At 61.6% G+C, this 15,889-nt stretch carries 19 protein-coding genes; 8 read left to right on the top strand and 11 right to left on the bottom strand.

The genetic code is table 11. The annotated features are described in order from the left end of the window. The first annotated feature begins 122 nt into the window (after window positions 1-122). The gene (locus QRN54_RS28240; protein WP_003945207.1) at window positions 123-299 is read left to right on the top strand and encodes a hypothetical protein; all 177 of its coding nucleotides are present in this window, start codon (window positions 123-125) and stop codon (window positions 297-299) included. On the opposite strand, the gene QRN54_RS28235 is transcribed toward QRN54_RS28240, so the two are convergent. After that, window positions 277-702, bottom strand: a complete 426-nt coding sequence (locus QRN54_RS28235) for a (deoxy)nucleoside triphosphate pyrophosphohydrolase (RefSeq protein ID WP_007726279.1) — start codon at window positions 700-702, stop codon at window positions 277-279. The genes QRN54_RS28240 and QRN54_RS28235 overlap by 23 nt on opposite strands. A gap of 16 nt (window positions 703-718) precedes the next feature. Here QRN54_RS28235 and QRN54_RS28230 point away from each other — a divergent pair, with 16 nt between their 5' ends. The 3 genes from QRN54_RS28230 to QRN54_RS28220 all read left to right on the top strand — a co-directional run bounded on the left by QRN54_RS28230 (window position 719) and on the right by QRN54_RS28220 (window position 2,513). Then, on the top strand, window positions 719-1,021 hold the full coding sequence (locus QRN54_RS28230; protein WP_003945236.1) for a 4a-hydroxytetrahydrobiopterin dehydratase: 303 nt from the start codon (window positions 719-721) through the stop codon (window positions 1,019-1,021). A gap of 271 nt (window positions 1,022-1,292) precedes the next feature. Next, entirely contained in the window at window positions 1,293-2,036 is a 744-nt protein-coding gene (locus QRN54_RS28225) for an Rv1157c family protein (RefSeq protein ID WP_003945233.1), read from the top strand. A gap of 78 nt (window positions 2,037-2,114) precedes the next feature. Then, window positions 2,115-2,513: a hypothetical protein gene (locus QRN54_RS28220; RefSeq protein WP_042448789.1), complete on the top strand. Its 399-nt coding sequence runs from the start codon at window positions 2,115-2,117 to the stop codon at window positions 2,511-2,513. Here QRN54_RS28220 and QRN54_RS28215 read toward each other — a convergent pair. Further along, the gene (locus QRN54_RS28215; RefSeq protein ID WP_003945257.1) at window positions 2,504-2,962 is read right to left on the bottom strand and encodes a MarR family winged helix-turn-helix transcriptional regulator; all 459 of its coding nucleotides are present in this window, start codon (window positions 2,960-2,962) and stop codon (window positions 2,504-2,506) included. The two genes, QRN54_RS28220 and QRN54_RS28215, sit on opposite strands and share 10 nt — an antisense overlap. A gap of 85 nt (window positions 2,963-3,047) precedes the next feature. On the opposite strand from QRN54_RS28215, the gene QRN54_RS28210 reads away from it, so the two are divergent. Together QRN54_RS28210 and QRN54_RS28205 are read left to right on the top strand one after the other, a co-directional pair. Continuing rightward, window positions 3,048-4,478, top strand: coding sequence for an MFS transporter (locus QRN54_RS28210; RefSeq protein ID WP_161120288.1), 1,431 nt, complete (start codon window positions 3,048-3,050; stop codon window positions 4,476-4,478). A gap of 235 nt (window positions 4,479-4,713) precedes the next feature. Beyond that, window positions 4,714-5,214: a nuclear transport factor 2 family protein gene (locus tag QRN54_RS28205; RefSeq protein WP_007726289.1), complete on the top strand. Its 501-nt coding sequence runs from the start codon at window positions 4,714-4,716 to the stop codon at window positions 5,212-5,214. Here QRN54_RS28205 and QRN54_RS28200 read toward each other — a convergent pair. After that, window positions 5,201-5,983: a DUF1906 domain-containing protein gene (locus QRN54_RS28200; protein ID WP_030536231.1), complete on the bottom strand. Its 783-nt coding sequence runs from the start codon at window positions 5,981-5,983 to the stop codon at window positions 5,201-5,203. The two genes, QRN54_RS28205 and QRN54_RS28200, sit on opposite strands and share 14 nt — an antisense overlap. A gap of 876 nt (window positions 5,984-6,859) precedes the next feature. Between QRN54_RS28200 and QRN54_RS28195 the strand changes: the two genes are divergently transcribed. Beyond that, window positions 6,860-7,090, top strand: coding sequence for a PLD nuclease N-terminal domain-containing protein (locus tag QRN54_RS28195; protein WP_031331074.1), 231 nt, complete (start codon window positions 6,860-6,862; stop codon window positions 7,088-7,090). Here the strand turns inward: QRN54_RS28195 and QRN54_RS28190 are convergent. The 8 genes from QRN54_RS28190 to QRN54_RS28155 all read right to left on the bottom strand — a co-directional run bounded on the left by QRN54_RS28190 (window position 7,078) and on the right by QRN54_RS28155 (window position 14,424). Beyond that, the gene (locus QRN54_RS28190) at window positions 7,078-8,019 is read right to left on the bottom strand and encodes an antibiotic biosynthesis monooxygenase (RefSeq protein ID WP_050656023.1); all 942 of its coding nucleotides are present in this window, start codon (window positions 8,017-8,019) and stop codon (window positions 7,078-7,080) included. The genes QRN54_RS28195 and QRN54_RS28190 overlap by 13 nt on opposite strands. Window position 8,020: 1 nt before the next feature. Beyond that, a complete protein-coding gene (locus QRN54_RS28185; protein WP_161120287.1) occupies window positions 8,021-9,421 on the bottom strand; it encodes an amidohydrolase family protein in 1,401 nt (466 codons plus the stop codon). 69 nt (window positions 9,422-9,490) lie between these two features. Next, window positions 9,491-10,189 carry a CPBP family intramembrane glutamic endopeptidase gene (locus QRN54_RS28180; protein ID WP_051720844.1) on the bottom strand — a complete coding sequence of 233 codons (699 nt, stop codon included), beginning with the start codon at window positions 10,187-10,189 and terminating at the stop codon, window positions 9,491-9,493. A 153-nt stretch (window positions 10,190-10,342) separates the two neighbouring features. Next, entirely contained in the window at window positions 10,343-11,305 is a 963-nt protein-coding gene (locus QRN54_RS28175; RefSeq protein ID WP_285183541.1) for an iron-siderophore ABC transporter substrate-binding protein, read from the bottom strand. A gap of 109 nt (window positions 11,306-11,414) precedes the next feature. After that, complete coding sequence (locus QRN54_RS28170) at window positions 11,415-11,894, bottom strand: VOC family protein (protein WP_007726307.1); 480 nt, start codon at window positions 11,892-11,894, stop codon at window positions 11,415-11,417. 85 nt (window positions 11,895-11,979) lie between these two features. Further along, window positions 11,980-12,966 (bottom strand): alpha/beta hydrolase, encoded by a 987-nt coding sequence (locus QRN54_RS28165; protein ID WP_238592671.1) that lies wholly within the window; start codon window positions 12,964-12,966, stop codon window positions 11,980-11,982. Continuing rightward, window positions 12,963-13,967 carry an alpha/beta hydrolase gene (locus QRN54_RS28160; protein ID WP_161120285.1) on the bottom strand — a complete coding sequence of 335 codons (1,005 nt, stop codon included), beginning with the start codon at window positions 13,965-13,967 and terminating at the stop codon, window positions 12,963-12,965. Before QRN54_RS28160 ends, QRN54_RS28165 begins: the two co-directional genes overlap by 4 nt. A 331-nt stretch (window positions 13,968-14,298) precedes the next feature. Then, window positions 14,299-14,424 carry a hypothetical protein gene (locus QRN54_RS28155; protein ID WP_257898927.1) on the bottom strand — a complete coding sequence of 42 codons (126 nt, stop codon included), beginning with the start codon at window positions 14,422-14,424 and terminating at the stop codon, window positions 14,299-14,301. Between the two features lie 272 nt (window positions 14,425-14,696). Between QRN54_RS28155 and QRN54_RS28150 the strand changes: the two genes are divergently transcribed. Beyond that, window positions 14,697-15,818: a winged helix DNA-binding domain-containing protein gene (locus QRN54_RS28150; protein WP_125051645.1), complete on the top strand. Its 1,122-nt coding sequence runs from the start codon at window positions 14,697-14,699 to the stop codon at window positions 15,816-15,818. The last annotated feature ends 71 nt before the right edge of the window (window positions 15,819-15,889 follow it).

Raw genomic sequence — 15,889 nt, 5'->3', positions numbered from 1 at the left:
ATCTGCACCACGCCGATGCGCGTAGGATTACGACCTGGAGAAACAGGTCATTTAAGGGTACGCTAACCTCGTTCCAAGAGCGGGCTCTCCGCCGTAGTGAAACAGGAAAGCCGCAGCGTCACATGGGAAAAGTCAAGGCAAGCAAGGTCTCGCAGCTCAAGCCGAAGAAGAAGTGCTGCCGCAAGAAGACGCGGTGCATCAAGTGTCCCGTCGTCATCATGCGGATGAAGAAGCTCGAGAACGAGGGCGCATCCAAGAAGGAACTGAAAGCGGGTCTCAAGAAGGCTCGTGCGGCGTAAGCGCGCTCAATTCCGCGAGTAACTCGGGGATCCAGGCTCGATCGTTGTCCACCAGATCCATCGACAACAGTTCTTCGGCGTCGACCCATGTCAATTGAGCATGGTCGAGCGCGACCGGTTCTCCCGACACCAACTCCGCCCGGTAGGCCCGCAGGACCAACCCAGGCGACAGTGGCACGTCGACACCGATTCTGGCGCCGCATCTCACCTCGACCGCCAGTTCCTCGAGCAGCTCCCGCGCCAACGCGTTCTGTGGCGATTCGAATTCTTCGACCTTCCCGCCCGGCAGCTCCCAACGACCGGCCAAAGCCGGCGGACTCGTCCGCTGCGCGAGGAGCAGCCTTCCCTCGCGGAAGATCGCACCGGCGACAACTTCCCGATCCCTTGCAGGTGCATCACTCATCGCACCATGATGGAGTATGGCCACTTTGTTGTCCGACTCCGCGATCCAAAACGCTCTCGACGAACTGCCCGCCTGGCAACTGTCGCCAGGGTCGATCACTCGCACGGTCGACTCCGCGACATTCCCGGACGCCATCGCGCTTCTTCAACGCATCGCGGCAGTCGCCGAGGCCGCGGATCATCATCCCGACATCGACGTTCGCTGGCGAAAGGTCACGTACACGCTTTCGACACACTCGGCGGGCGGTCTCACGGAACTGGACTTCGACCTTGCCCGTCGAATTGACGTACTCGTCGACGATTCGGTCCGTTTCGACTGATCTTCGAGTGAACAAACCTCGCAATCTGACGTAACAGTTGCATCAACTTTCACATAGATCACTTCAGTCACAGGTATGGTCGCCGTAAATCACGATCGAGGCCGGTCATGCCATAGACTCCCCCCGGTGCGTAGCTGCTCAGCAACTGAACAGCTGTACAACCCGGGGGCTCTGTACATAGAGTGACCCCTCGAGCCGTCAAACGCGGAGCTCGCCTAGGCGCCCGCGCGGTATGACTAAGGATGGGGAAACAGTGCTTCGAACCCGAGGTATGCGAAAGGCGTTCACCGCCGTCGCTATTGCCGCAGTAGCAGGACTGGCATTGCCGGCACAGGCAATGGCCGATCCGGCAGCACCGCCCGCACCCGAAAGTGTGCCGATCGAGTTCCTCGCATCGTTTGCGCCCGCCATCATCGGCGCCGCCGCAGGTCCGGCCGATGTTGCAGGCGGACCGCAGCAAGCGTTGCTCGACCAGGCTCGCGCGATCCTGAACTCCCCCGGCATTCCGCCCGAGATCAAGGCCACCCTCGAGAAGGTCATCACCTTCCTCGACGGCAGCGGCGGCGGCGGACCGGCGATCCCGGACGAGAACGCCCCCGTCATCGCGCAGTTCCTCTACCCGACGCTTGGCAAGGGCTGCATCTCGGCCACCGCCGATTCGGTCGGAACCGCACTTGCCGTTCCCGGCCCGGCCCACCTGCCTCCTCCCGGTCCCGCTGCCGGTCAGGCCGGATTCGTCTTCACCGCTCTCGGTACGGCTCCCGCCGTCGACGACCAGCCGGTGCCGATGACCGTCACCTGGGTCAACATCGACAACCAGCGCAGCGCCACCCAGAACTTGACCAACGCCGCACGCATCAACCCGGACGGCCCAGCCACTCTGTCGGCTATCGCCGATACCGGCCCCGGACGCGTTCTCTCGGTGATCAGCGGTTCGCTGACCACCCAGCCGGAAGGCGCAGATCGCATCACCTGCAGCTTCCTTCCGACCGTGGGCATGTTCGCGGTAGCTTGATCGAAGTCTTGTGAAAGGGACCCACCGAATTTCGGTGGGTCCCTTTTGCATCTCCGATCACCGTGATAGACCCGATAGATGGGACATCTACGAGTGGACATCACGCACGGTCGTCCAGAGAAGAAATCCGGCCCAGACCAGTCGATACGGTCACACAAGTCGACGCGATCGATACTGTCCATCCGATCCGAGGGGTCCATTCTCTCGATCGGATCGGCGTACTCGATCCTGTCGATCGGTAGCGTCGGCTCTTTTCTTTCGATCGGAAGCATCGGGTCTACGGCGTCGGTCCTGAGTTCGGGCTCGTTCGCCAGTCTCGGGTCCGCGCTGTCCGGTCTCTCACGTTGGTCACTGCTCTCCTGGCGTGGAAATCATGCAGCCCCCGAAGAACACCCGAAACTTGTTGTCATTGCGCCGGAATCGGATTCGAGCGATCCGGACCGCTCACTACGATCCGTCTCGCACTCTCAGACCTGATTCGGTCGCGGCCATTCGCGGCCTTCCAGCGCTTCGACCGAGGTATTGAATTGCCGCAGTAGGTCACCGAGCGCGAGACGCTGCTCCGGCGTCCACTCGCGGAGGACCTTTTCGACACCGGCTGTCGAATGTTCGCGATCAGCACGAAGTTTCGACAGCCCCTGCGCCGTCGGCCGGACCTTTCGCGCGAGCCCTCCGTCCGGATCCTCCACTCGCTCCACCAAGCCCTGACGCCTCAGCGCGCCGATCTGCCGGTTGATGGTGGAGATGTCGAGCGAGAAAGCGCAGGAGAGCTCCTTGAGGCTCATGGGATGTTGCAATTCCAGTCGACCGAGCAGTAGATACGCCGACCGGTCCAGATGAAGTTCGGCCCGTTGTGCGAGCGCGTGGTAACGCGAGAGCAGAGTCAACTCGTACTCGATATTCACCAGATCAGGGTCCCGGTCCATCCTCATATTGTGCAGACTACACACGATGTGTAGCGTGCACACTGGGGCGAACGCACCAATCAGAACACGCCATGGCGGGAGCCGCATGTCCGTTCACGCAGGGTCGTCCAATGTCGACGAGAAAATCCCCGACACGAACTACGCATCCTCGGGTCCAGTGCTCACCGTTCTAGGACTGTGCGGAATCGTCGTCGCCTTGATGCAGACGCTGGTAGTCCCCATCATTCCGCAATTGCCGCACCTGTTGAACTCCACTCCCGCCGACACCTCGTGGGCGGTCACCGCAACACTCCTCGCCGCCGCGGTGATCACGCCGATCAGCGGGCGCCTCGGCGACATGTTCGGCAAGAAACGAATGCTGCTGGTCAGTCTCGGGATGGTCGTTCTGGGCTCGGCCATCTGCGCGATCGCACCTTCACTGATCATGCTCGTTGTCGGCCGAGCATTTCAAGGAGCATCGGTCGGGGCAATTCCATTGGGCATAGCCATCATTCGTGACGTTCTTCCACCGAAGAAAGTGGCCGGCGCCATGGCGGTCATGAGCGCCACCCTCGGCGTCGGCGGTGCGATCGGACTGCCGATCGCCGCGGTGATCGCCCAGAATGCCAACTGGCACTTCCTCTTCGTCACATCGGCAGCGTTCGGGCTGATCTGCATCGCACTGGTTGCGTTCGTCATTCCCGAATCGACCGTACGACGCCCGGGACGTTTCGACTTCGTCGGTGCGCTCGGCCTCACCGTTGGTCTGATCACCCTGTTACTCCCCATCACCAAGGGCGGAACCTGGGGATGGGGCGACGCGAAAACCCTGGGGCTCCTTGCGGTTTCCGCGCTCAGCTTCCTGGTGTGGGGATGGTGGGAACTTCGACGCAACGCACCGCTGGTGGACCTCCGCGTATCGGCCCGGCCGCAGGTTCTCTTCACCAACTTCGCGTCGATCGCCGTCGGTTTTGCCATGTACGGCAATTCCCTGACGCTCCCCCAACTGCTCATGGCACCGACGTCCACCGGTTACGGACTCGGACTGTCCATGGTTGCAGCGGGACTCGCACTGGCCCCCGGCGGACTCGTCATGATGGCGCTCTCGCCCGTCTCCGCTCGAATTTCGGCGTGGCGCGGCCCGCGAATCACGTTGATGCTCGGCGCCCTCGTCATCGGATTGGGTTACGCCTTCGCATATTTCACGGTGTCGAGCGTCTGGCAGGTCGCCGTGGCCGGAATGTTCATCGGAGCGGGCGTCGGGCTCTCGTACTCGGCCATGCCGGCCTTGATCATGGGCGCAGTCCCCATCACGGAGTCTGCAGCCGCGAACGGACTGAACTCACTGATGCGATCGATCGGCACGTCGACGTCTGCCGCGATCGTGAGCGTCGTCCTGGCCGGAATGACCATCACCGTCGGCACCGCAGTGATCCCCTCGTTCGAGGCGTTTCGTGCCACGTTCCTGATCTCCATCGCCGCCGCCGTCGTGACGATGGTGTTCGCCGGGTTGATTCCCAAACAGAAAGTCTCGTAAGGGAATCAACCCGGCGGAGGACTCACTTCTCCGAAGAGCCTTCGATGCTGCCCGTCTGCAACTTCGACAGAAGTGTGTAGATGAAATTGATGATGATATCCACGTGGTGCCCTCTCACATAACGGGTCCCCGACCCGCCAACGACGGTACCGCAGAACTCTTCTCCATCGAATCGCCGACAATCAATTCTGCAACGTGTTCTAATTTGAGGCGACGACTACCCGAGGAGCCTTTCATGACCTGGACACGCACCGAACTCGAAGACGCCTTCGCGGGTTACCAGAACACCGTTGTCGAGTGCACTCGTTCCGGCGATTGGAACGCCTTCGCGGACATGTTCACCGAGGACGTCGTCTACGTGGAACACGCTTTCGGCACCCTCAATGGCCGAGAGGCCGTACGCAAGTGGGTCACTCGCACGATGACGGAGTTCCCGGGGCACCGCATGACCGAATTCCCGGCCAACTGGTTCGTGGTCGACGAGCAGCGCGGATGGATCGTGTGCGAGATCGACAACCCGATGGAGGATCCGGGTGACGGATCCAAGCACGGAGCCGCCAACATCACGATCCTGCATTACGCCGGCAACGGACTGTGGTCTCGCGAAGAAGACGCCTACAACCCGATGAACTTCCTGTCGATGGCAAAAGCATGGTGCCTCGCCGCGGAAGCGGCGGGCACCCTCCCCGACGACGCCAAGGCCTGGCTCGCCAAATTCGGCGCTATGGTGCGATAGATCCTGTCGGCAACGAGGATCCGACCGGCTGAGCCGGACCGACCGCACCGGCCAACGACCACTGCCCGTAGTCCCGAGTGAGGATCGAGTTCAGATCCACGCCGACGCCGTCGACCTTGCGCTTGTCGATCTCGAACTGATGCAGGTTTGCCCGCGGGTGCACATACCCTGCGGGCGAGCCCCAGTTGTGCTGCCAGAACCAGGTTCCGACGCCGGCACTGATCATTGCGTCGATCACGCGAGTGTTTCCGTAGACGCCGAGCGCTCCGTTGCCGACAACCGAGGCCCACCCCTCGAGGTACGGCGTGATCAGCGTAGTGATTTCAGTAGTGGTCGGGTTGTCGTCGATCGACGCGTAGATCGGCCGACCGGACGGCCCACCAGCCGCCGCATGTAGTTCGAGGCCACGGGCAGCATGACGCTTGCCCGCTTCGCGGGCCCCGCGCCAGTCCGCCGTTCCGCCCTTGCCGAATTGATAGCAAGAAACGACTTGAAGTCCGGCCGCGGTCAACGCGTCGGTTTCCCGCGCCAGTACGGGCTTGCCGACCATCCAATCGGCGCCCGGGCGCCTGTCCGAGACGTATCGAATGGCGCCCGCATACCCGGCGGCCTTGATTGCCTGAGCGGACGGCACACCGGCGGCGTAATCGAGCAGGGTCCCGAGCGAACCGGCATTGGCCACCGACGTCGTACCGCTCAATGCAGCGAGTCCGGCAGCCGCCGATCCAGCCGCTGCGTACTTGAAGAGGTTTCTTCGCGAGACGTGCACAAAGCTCCGATCATCGGCGTGTCCCGCTCGAAGTGGCGGGCAGGCAAGCTATCTTCTTTCGCTCGCATTCCACCACAGTCACATCAACCCCGCCATGCACTTGGTCAACAATGCTCACATTGTCACCAAATTGGACGCCTGACAGACAACAGTGGCCCCCGAAGGCATCGCCTTCGGGGGCCACTGAGTCGGCCTAGCGGCCGGAAGCTATCAGCTGAGCGAGGTGAAGAAGCTCAGAGCGCTGAAGAGATCAGACGCGTTGCTGAAGAAGTCGTTGAGGAAGGTGAAGGCATCCGAGAATTCTGCGCTGCTCATGCGATGTGCTCCTGTCGAAGATACGGTCCAGAGGATTGCCGCCACGTGAGTGGCTGCTGGCGATAAGAGTAGAGGCCTTCCGTTACTTCCGCGACACCAAATGTGTCCGGGACGTTACATTTCGACCCCTTCGGGGCGCGGACATACACACAGGTAACACCCACCGGCAGTGATCAAACTGTCACCTAAGGACGATTTATTGACGTATTCCGAACATCGTTCCCGATAGCAGCTACCGCACAGCATCAAACCTGTAGGGCGACCACAAGATTGGCAAGCCTTACTTAACAGGATGGGTGTTGCTCCCGATAGAGGGCGTACCAGCAGATTGGCCAAATCCCCCGCGGCAATGTAGCCACGCGAGCTTAGTGCCGGCGCAAACATTCAGCCACAGTTCGAGTTAGCGAGATCTTTACGCCGAAAACGACCGTCCCGACGGCCCGCGAGACAGTACCTATCGGTCGTCGTGGTGACGCTATTCACACTGATTTGAGGAACTCCCGGCACCGATAACAACCGGATCTCGACACCGATTGGACGTTCGAGGGCACAGTGGAGTTCATGAACCTCACAAAAAAGAAATCCTGGAGTGAGCTGTCACCCGCGCAGCGCCGCGTCGTCTCCCTGCTCGCAACGATTCAGTCCCTGTTGGCGATCGCAGCGTGGACCGACCTGGCGCGACGCCCTGCCGATACGGTCAACGGCAGCAAGAAGAAGTGGGCGGCGATCATCTTCGTCAACTTCTTCGGACCGCTCACCTACTTCCGCCGAGGCCGGATTCAGTCGAAGTAGTCCCAGAACTGCAGCCACTTCACGGAGGCGAAGAGCGTCAGAGTCACGACGTACACCGCAATTACCGCTGCGCCACCGCGCCAGTTGGTGCGGGGAACGGCGCCGTCGACCGGGTCGAGCCAGTGGCGGAACCACCTGGTGACCGTCGGCATCAGGAACCACGTCATGGCGCCGACGCTGACTATCTGGCTCAACCACATCGACAGCCACGGCGGCGCTCCGATCCCGTCGAGCAGCGGCCCGAGAAACCTCGACAGCGTCATCACCGTCGGATAGAGGACGAGCAGGATGATCATCGCCGTCTTCCAATTCGGCGTCGCGCGAGTCTGCCCGTTCTCCGTGCGCAGAATGGTGCCGAACGGTGTCGACCGCGTGGTCTCGGTGAAGTCCTCGGCCAACTCGGCCCGCAGTTTCGGTAGTGCTGCGGCCCTCTCGGGCGACGCCATCCACACCGCCAACTGCTGCTCTGTCCGAAACCGAAGGACGGACTTCCACTGGGTGGAGTCGGTGACCGACCGCAACAACATCACCGACTCGTAGCCGGAGAATCGCGAACTGAGATCGATGAGGTGTCGTTGCGTTCGCAGAAACTCGTTCTCCTTACCCACGACGACGGCGTGGTCGTACACACCGATACCGGGCGGCGGCAGCACGCCGTCGATCAGAACGAGATCACTCGTCTGCGCCAGAATTCCCGTTGCAGCAGCTGATCTTTCGAGATCGCGGCGATCAGTCGACTCCAGCCAACGATGAAGATCGTCGGCACTGTCGAAAGTGACGGACACGCCGTGCGACACCGGTTCCGGTTGATCACTGATGCCACAGCTCAGGTAGCCGTCGAATCGACCGGCGGTCTCGGCCGCACGCTCGACCCACGCCCGGAATCCCGAACTCGTTCGGTGGTACCCGGTGATGGCAGTTGCGGACACGTCAGCCCGATATCCGGCGCCCTTGCACGTACACGTGCGCAATCGCGGGCTCGCGCATCGCCATCAGGAGCCCGAAGAGCGTCTGGTCGCGGGCGAGTATCGGATCATCCGAACGCGTTCCGTAGTTGACGAGCCCGGCGAGCGGCGGCCACCCGGACGGATCGATCACCAGGAAGTCGGCCTCTTTGCCCTCGTCGAAGTTGCCGATCCGGTTCTCCATGTCCAGCGCGCGAGCACCGGCGAGTGTTCCGGTGAACAGCAGTTCGGCAGGGTGCATCGACACTCCGTCGTCGCCGGCTTCGGAGATGTGAACCTTGAAGGCGTCGCCGAGGACTCGGGTGAGCAGGCACTCGTCGCCGCCACCGAAGTCCGATCCGATCGCGATGTTGACCCCTGACGCAACGGTTCGTTTCCACGGCATGGTGCCGGAGCCGAGAAACTGCTGGGAAGTAGGGCAATGTGCGATCGAGGTTCCGGTCTCGGCCATTCGTGCGAGTTCGGAGTCCTGGCAGTGCACCGAGTGCGCGAGTATCGCGCGTGGACCCAGGAAGCTCTTTCCGCCGACCTGTGAGCCGGGGAGGAACTTGCCGTCGTACGTGTCGAGATAGGTCTCGACCTCGTACTCGGCGAGTGTGGTCGCCACCTCGCCGGTTCCGGGCCGATTGTTCTCGTTGAGATGACTGTGGAAGTAGACGCCCCGGTCACGGACGGAGTCGTACAACTCCCCCAAGTCCTTCAGCGTCCGTGTTGTCACCGCGAGAGAGAAGCGGGGAACCACTGCGACGTGAATGAGCGCAGTGTTCACGTCGCCGGTGTCGGCCGCGTGCCACTTGTCGATCTCCTCGCGGGTGAGTCTGATCGCGTCCTCTTCCGAGGTGATCAGTGCAGCGGCGGAGGCCGGGCCGGTGGTCTGAATCCCGCGTCCGCTGACCACTCGAAGGCCGCGTTCCAGAGTTTCCGAGAACAGGGCGTCCTGCGCGTGCGGGAAGGCCGATCCGAACACCATCGCGGCCGTGGTTCCCGTGGCGATTCGGCGAGCGCAGAAGGCCTCGGCAGCGTGCTGGGCGAATTCCGGATCAGCGAATCTCGATTCGGAGGGAAAGACGCACAGGTCGAGCCACTCGAGGAGTTGGCCGCCGCCGTAGGCGTCGCCGGCGTAGGTCTGCGGGAAATGAATGTGTGCATCGACGAATCCGGGCAGCAGGAAACCCGGTCGGTGGTCGTGAATTTCGCCGCCCGCGAGGTCTCCGGGGAGCGATTCGAATTCTCCGCAGTAGACGATCGTTCCGGCATCGTCGATCGCCAAGACGCCGTCGGGGATCGAGATGAGCGACTGCGCCGCATCCTCTACCGTCGGACGACCGGAGATGTGGAAGACATGGCCTCGATGAAGGTGCGTCACTTACTGAGCAAAGCACAAAACTACCCGGCGCCGCGCGGCGAATGCTGTCCTTTTTGTCAGATATTGGGATCAAGCAAGAGTTGCATGCCAAACAAGAGCCGCAGCCAGCGCACCTGCACCGTTCAACGACCAATGCAGAGCAATCGGCGCAATGAGGCTGCCGCTGCGATGACGAAGCCAGGTGAATACGAGACCGGCCGCAGCGGTGGCGAGAACAGCTCCGAGGATGCCGGCGACCTGGCCGACGACTCCGGTACCGAGAAAGCCGGACAGCCCTTCGTTACCACTGGTCAAACCCATCGACGACGCGATGTGCCACAGTCCGAACATCAGAGAACCGGCAGCGGCGACGCCGCGGAATCCACTGACCCGGTTCAACGTGCCGTGCAGGACGCCACGGAAAGCCAACTCTTCGGGAATGACGGTCTGCAGCGGGATCACGATCATCGACGCGACGATCGCGCCGGAAATTGTGGCGTAGCGATCCGCCATGAAGAAGGGGCGTGTGAGCGGAAGCAACGCGCCGACGGCGACAACGGTCAGGACCAGGCCGACGGCGGCAAGGGCGTACTTCGAACCCCGTCGGAGATCGCGAGGGGACAGCCCCAATTCCGCCCAACCCATTCCCCGGCGCTTGGTGAGCGCCAACAGGACGAGAGCAGAGATGGGTACCGTCGCGATGCTTGCCCAGGCGGTGGTGAAATGCGCGATCAGATTGGTTCCCACCAGCACCACGATCACAACAGCGATATCCACGTATGCATGCATCCGTGGAAAACGAGGAGCGGTCGCTTCGATCTCCACTGGGCCGCCGCTCGTTAGCTGAAAGTTCACTTTGTCCAGTGTACCGGCGCACGAGAACTGCCCGCCACTGTTTGCGAACACGCTCACAGTGACGGGCAGGTCCCGAAACAGCTCTGATCAGGCGCCGAGCGTGCTCGCAAACTTCGGAACGGCGTTGTCGATTGCGTAGGTCAACCCCGGTACCGAGCCACTCGAGAACGCATTGACGAGTGCCGGGTCATCGAGGATCAACAGATGTCCCTCCTGAGCCGACGGGATTGCGCGCAGTAGCGGATCGTTCGCAAACGCACTGCTGTCGAGGAAGATCGGAAACAGCACCGTGAGATCCGCGTCGAACAGGTTCAGGTTCTCGTTGGCGACCGGGATGTAGAAGTTTCCGGTGGCTTTTTCGGTGATCGCCGTCGGGATCGTGAAGCCGAGGCGGGTCATGAAGTCTGCGCGTGCGTCGCCGGGTACGTACGCGCCGTAACCGTCGGAACTGTAGGCGCCGACCGCCGCGGTCTTGCCCGCGAAGTTCGGATTGGCGGCAATCGCGGCCTCGAACTTGGCGTCGAGGCCGTCGAGTAGCGCCTTGCCTTCCGATTCTTTGCCGAGTGCCTTGGAGACGAGTTCGGTCTGCTGCTCGACCGTCGTCCCGTAGGCCGTGGCGAGACCTGGAGGCGGCCCGACCGTCGGCGCGATGGCACTGAGCTTGTCGTAGGTGGCCTGCGTGTTGTCGCTTCTCGTCCACAAAATCAGGTCCGGGTCGAGAGCAATGACGTCCTCGATGCTCAGGTCCATGGTTCCGAGGATCTTCGGGTCCGTGGTGAACTCGTCCGCAATCCAGGGTCCGACGCCCTTGCCACCGAACGCCATCCAGTCCGCGACGCCCACTGGTTGAGTGCCCAGAGCGAGTGCCGTCTCGGCGTCCGACCAACCGAGCGCGACGACGCGCTCCGGGTTGGCCGGGACCTCGACGTCACCGAACATGGTCGAGACGGTTGCTCCCGCCTCCGCGGGTGCGTCAGCGCTGTCGCTGCTGCAGCCGGCAAGTCCGGCGACGGCGAGCGAGGCCGCCAAGGCGGTGACTGCAATCTTCATTCGAGAGACTTTGATTCGCATGGTTACCAGCACTCCTCCAACGCTCAGCGAGAATTAGGGAAGGCTAGCATCAGCTAACGAAGGCTGTCGCCCATCGGCCAGATCGTGTTCAGGACGCGTCTGCGGCCCGTTCGAGCTCCGCGATGTCGATCTTCTTCATCTTCATCATCGCGTCCGTGGCGCGTTGCGCCTTGGCCCGATCCGGATCCTTCATCAGTTCGAGAAGGCGATTCGGGACTACCTGCCAGGACAATCCGAACTTGTCCTTGGCCCATCCGCACGGGCCCTCTTCCCCACCCTCGGTCAGCCTGGACCAGTAGTGATCGACCTCAGCCTGATCGACGCACGGAATCTCGAAAGACACTGCTTCCGAGAACGTGAACATCGGCCCGCCGTTCAATCCGGTGAATCGCTGACCGCCGAGTTCGAAGCTGACGGTCATCACCGAGCCTGCCGGCATTCCGGAGGGCGATCCCTCGACGTACCTTTCGATTCCGAGTATCTGCCCGGAACCGAACACCGAGATGTAGAAGTTGGCTGCTTCTTCTGCCTGGTTGTCGAACCACAAACAGGGAGTGATGGAAGGCATGTTCTGTCCTTGTCGGAGAGGTTACGAAACAGGTGTACAGGGTTATAGACCCGACCCGAAACGAAAACTCATCGCCAGGAACTGCTCAAGCGGACAACGCAGATTCGAGCATCGGCCAGGAACGAACGAGTTCGTCGCGCCAGTACGGCCAACCGTGCGTCCCCACCGGCTGAGCGCTGCGGGTGACATCGACTCCGCGATCACGCAACACCTGAGTGATCTGGTCGGTGCACAGGTTCGATCCCAGTTCCATGACCCCGCCGACGACCAGTACCCGGCCCAGGGCAGGAGTATCGAGAGTTTCGTGCGGACCTGGTAGTCCCGATCCCGAGGCGAGATACACCTTGGTGCCGCGCAGCTTGTCGGCATTGGCGAAAATGTCGTGCTCTTGCCAAGCCTCGCTGCCGGCCGGACCCCACATCTGCTCCGAACGGGCATTTCCGTTGATGACCACGAGATCGGTCAACGCCTTGCCGAATCCTCCGACGGTTGTGTAGCAGCCGCTGTAGCCCGCGACCGCGTCGTACAACCCGGCCGAGCGTTGGGCCAGGATCAGAGCGGCTTCTGCACCCATCGAGATCCCGCCGATTGCGTTGTGCCCGTTGGTGGCGAACCTCGTGTCGATCAGTGGGGGAAGCTCTTTCGTCAGGAACGTCTCCCACTTCAGACGACCGAATTTCGGGTGGTCTTCCTGCCAATCGGTGTACATGGTGCCGGTTCCACCGATGGGGAGTACGACGTTCACATTCTTGTCGGCAAAGAACGGGACGATATCGCCGTTAGCCGGGGCCAACCAGTTGTTCTCTTCGATCTGCCCGGAATTGCCGTCCAGGAGATACAGCGTCCCGCGCGGTTCCGAGCGGTCGGCAGGAAGCAGCACTTTCACCGCCATGGTGCGCCCCATGGCGGGACTCGCGACGTCGAGAAGCACCAAGCGCGAAGACAGTTCGGTGACACTCGTTATCTGCGGAGTCTCGTCGGCGAGTGCGGTCGACGGCAGCGCAAGAAGTGAAGTCAGGGCGAGCGCGCCGACGAGAACAACGCTTCGAAGGCTCGCTCTACGGGAACTCACAGGCCGAGCGACGCGGCGATCATCGGCCACGAGTCGTGTAAGTCGTCTTCCCAGTATCCCCATGAATGCGTTCCTGCCGGCTTGAAGTTGTAGCGAATGTTGTTCATACCCAATGCGTTCGTCTTGTCCGCAAGCTGGGTGGTGCAGTAGTGAGTTGCCGCCTCGATTCCGCCACCGAGAACAAGCTGCAACGCCAGTTCTGTGACGTCGTTGCCGATCCGCGGATCGGCAAGTGTGTCGTACGGACCCGGAATTCCGGTTGCGGTTGTGATGTACATCGGGATTCGAGGTAGCTTGTCCGCGTTGACAACCGGATCGTGAGCCGGCCAACCCGGACCATCGTACGGACCCCACATGTTTTCCGCGTCACCCCCACCCACGGCGACCACGAGTTTCACGAAGTTCTGCCCGATGCCCGGACTCGTCATCGCGCACCCGCTGAAGGACCCGACACTGTTGTACAGCGCGGGCGCCGCCATAGCCAGATCCAGTACCGACGTGCCTGCCATCGACAGGCCTGCCAGTGCGTTCTCGCCGGTCGTCCCGAACGTCGAATCAATGACTGGCGGTAGTTCTTCCGTCAGGAAAGTGGTCCACATGTTGACCCCGTTGTTGTTGCCGGATTTCGCGAGGCCGGGGTCCGGCCGCTCCCAATCGGTGTAATAGCTGAATGCTCCACCGAGAGGGGTGACCACGTTGACGTGCTTGTCCGCGAAGAACTTCGGTGCGTCGGTCCGCACCGACCACGTCGCGTCGTCTTTTCCTCCGTCTACTCCGTTGAGTAGGTAGAGCGTCGGAGCAGGCGTCGAAGTATCAGCCGGCCGCAAGACCTGCAACGGAATGTCACGCCCCATCGACGGTGAGTACACCGAGATGTCGACCAGCCTGCTGTCCGCCGACTGAGCGTGACCCGGTGCGGTGAGGAGCTGGAGCCCACACACTGCCGTGGCCAACGCCACGAAGACACGGAAAACCGTTCGTAACGCACGAGTCTCGATCATCCGGGTCACCCTCTTCCGCAGCGGAACCTTTCGAACGGTACCGCCTGAAACAGGCAAACCCGACGTGATCGGAAAAACTCGATCCGGTCGACACGGAAAGGCTCACGCACCGAGTGCGTGAGCCTTTCGGAACCTATAGCCCTCCGATCAGGCCGGAGGGGTTCCTCCGCTGAGCGAAGTCAACAGGTTGACGATCTCGGTGCCAATCGCACTCGAACCCGTGGTCAGAATCTTGATGATGTCGAGCGAACCCATGTGAACTCCTATGTTGGTGGGCGCTTTGTACGCCAAGCTGAAGCAGATGACTGCAGACCCCTGAGAGGCCAGACTTTTAGCCGCCGAAGCTACCGAGGTTGGTCTCAACCGAACCCATGAAAGTTTCGAGAAGACCGTCAGCAGCAAACAACGAGCCCAAGCCACCGAGGGCAGCGGCGAGAATCGATTCCATCGAACCCATGTGAATCTCCTTGAGAGGTCAGAGGTCAGCTGCCAAAAAGCACCCGACAGTGCTGTGACAGCTGCGTCACATCTGTAATGTATCCGTGACGTGGGTAACAGTAATCATACGAACGACCAGTTGGCAAAGGATTCCGACAATGGGGTCATTATTTCGACTAATAAGGTCTGCTACTGAAAAAATTCCGGCCAATCGGTCGAATTTGACCAATTCTGTCGCCGCATTGATCAACCGCCCTAAATCCTGCGGTTACCCACCAGTAAACTGAAATCATGTCTAGCGCAACCTCACTCACGCAGGTAGCTAATTTCCGGTGGCACCGCCATCAACTCGACCGAGCGGTTGCCGGTGACGCCAATCACAGCGATTGCAGCATTCTCGATCTCGGGATTCAGAACACCGGACCTGACGGAGCCGCCTGGGCCCTGCGGATCCGCGGCGTCCGCGGCGACGCCACTGAGCTCGCTCTTGCCTGGACGTTGCGCGGAGCTCCCCACTATTACCGTCGGGGTGACCTGCCTGCCATCGCCGTCGCCACGTCGCCGTTCAGCGAAGCCGATGCAGCCAAACGCATTTACGACGCGAATCGGCCCCTGAAGGCCGCCGGCATCCCGACGCTGACTGCCCTGCAAACAGTTGCTACTGCGATGCGGGATATCGTCTCGAAACCAACCGTCAAGGGCGAGATGTCCGCGCAGTTGACCAACCGAGTGACCGAGCCCTATCTGAGATTCTGCCGCCCGTGCAATGCCACTCATCTGTACGAGATGCCGTTCCGGCTCGCGGCACTCCAGGCAGGCCTCGAGCTACAGCCGGACACATCTCCCCCAGTGCTCGAACGCATTCCGGGTTGGCGCCGACGCCCATTCAGCGCCACGGGCGCAGACGCAGATTCCCGCTTCGACGTGATCCGGGGTTATCTGCGGTTCTACGGCCCCGCGACTCCTGCTCACGTCGCGTCGTTTCTCGATGCTCCGGTCAGGGACGTCAAAGCCCACTGGCCAGTCGATGCCGAGGAGATCGAGGTGAACGGCGAGAAGCGGTGGATTCTCGAACAGGACCGCGAAGACTTGTTCGGCTCCCCCACCGATTCGAGTACGCGCTTGCTCGGGCCTTTCGATCCGTATGTACAGCTCAAGGATCGGGAGACCCTGGTTCCCGATCCGACCGCCCAGAAGACGGTGTGGCCGACCCTCGGGCGACCGGGCACGGTGGTGGTCGGTGGCACGATCACCGGATTGTGGCGACCACGAGCATCCGGAAAGAAGCTGAAGGTCGCGATCACCCCGTGGGGAACATGGTCACGATCGGCCCGCGCAGCAGTGGCCGAGCAGGCCGAAATACTTGCCGAATTTCGCGGCGTCGAGCTCTCCGAACTGGTCGAAGTATCTTGATCGAGCCAGTGGCATCCGGATAATTCCAGCTCACACCCGCCCCGATTCGGAGAAGGAAACCCCCAACGATA

This window comes from Rhodococcus sp. MEB032 (assembly GCF_030208925.1).
Lineage (GTDB): Bacteria > Actinomycetota > Actinomycetes > Mycobacteriales > Mycobacteriaceae > Rhodococcus_F > Rhodococcus_F qingshengii.
This window is presented reverse-complemented; position numbering and strand designations above follow the sequence as displayed.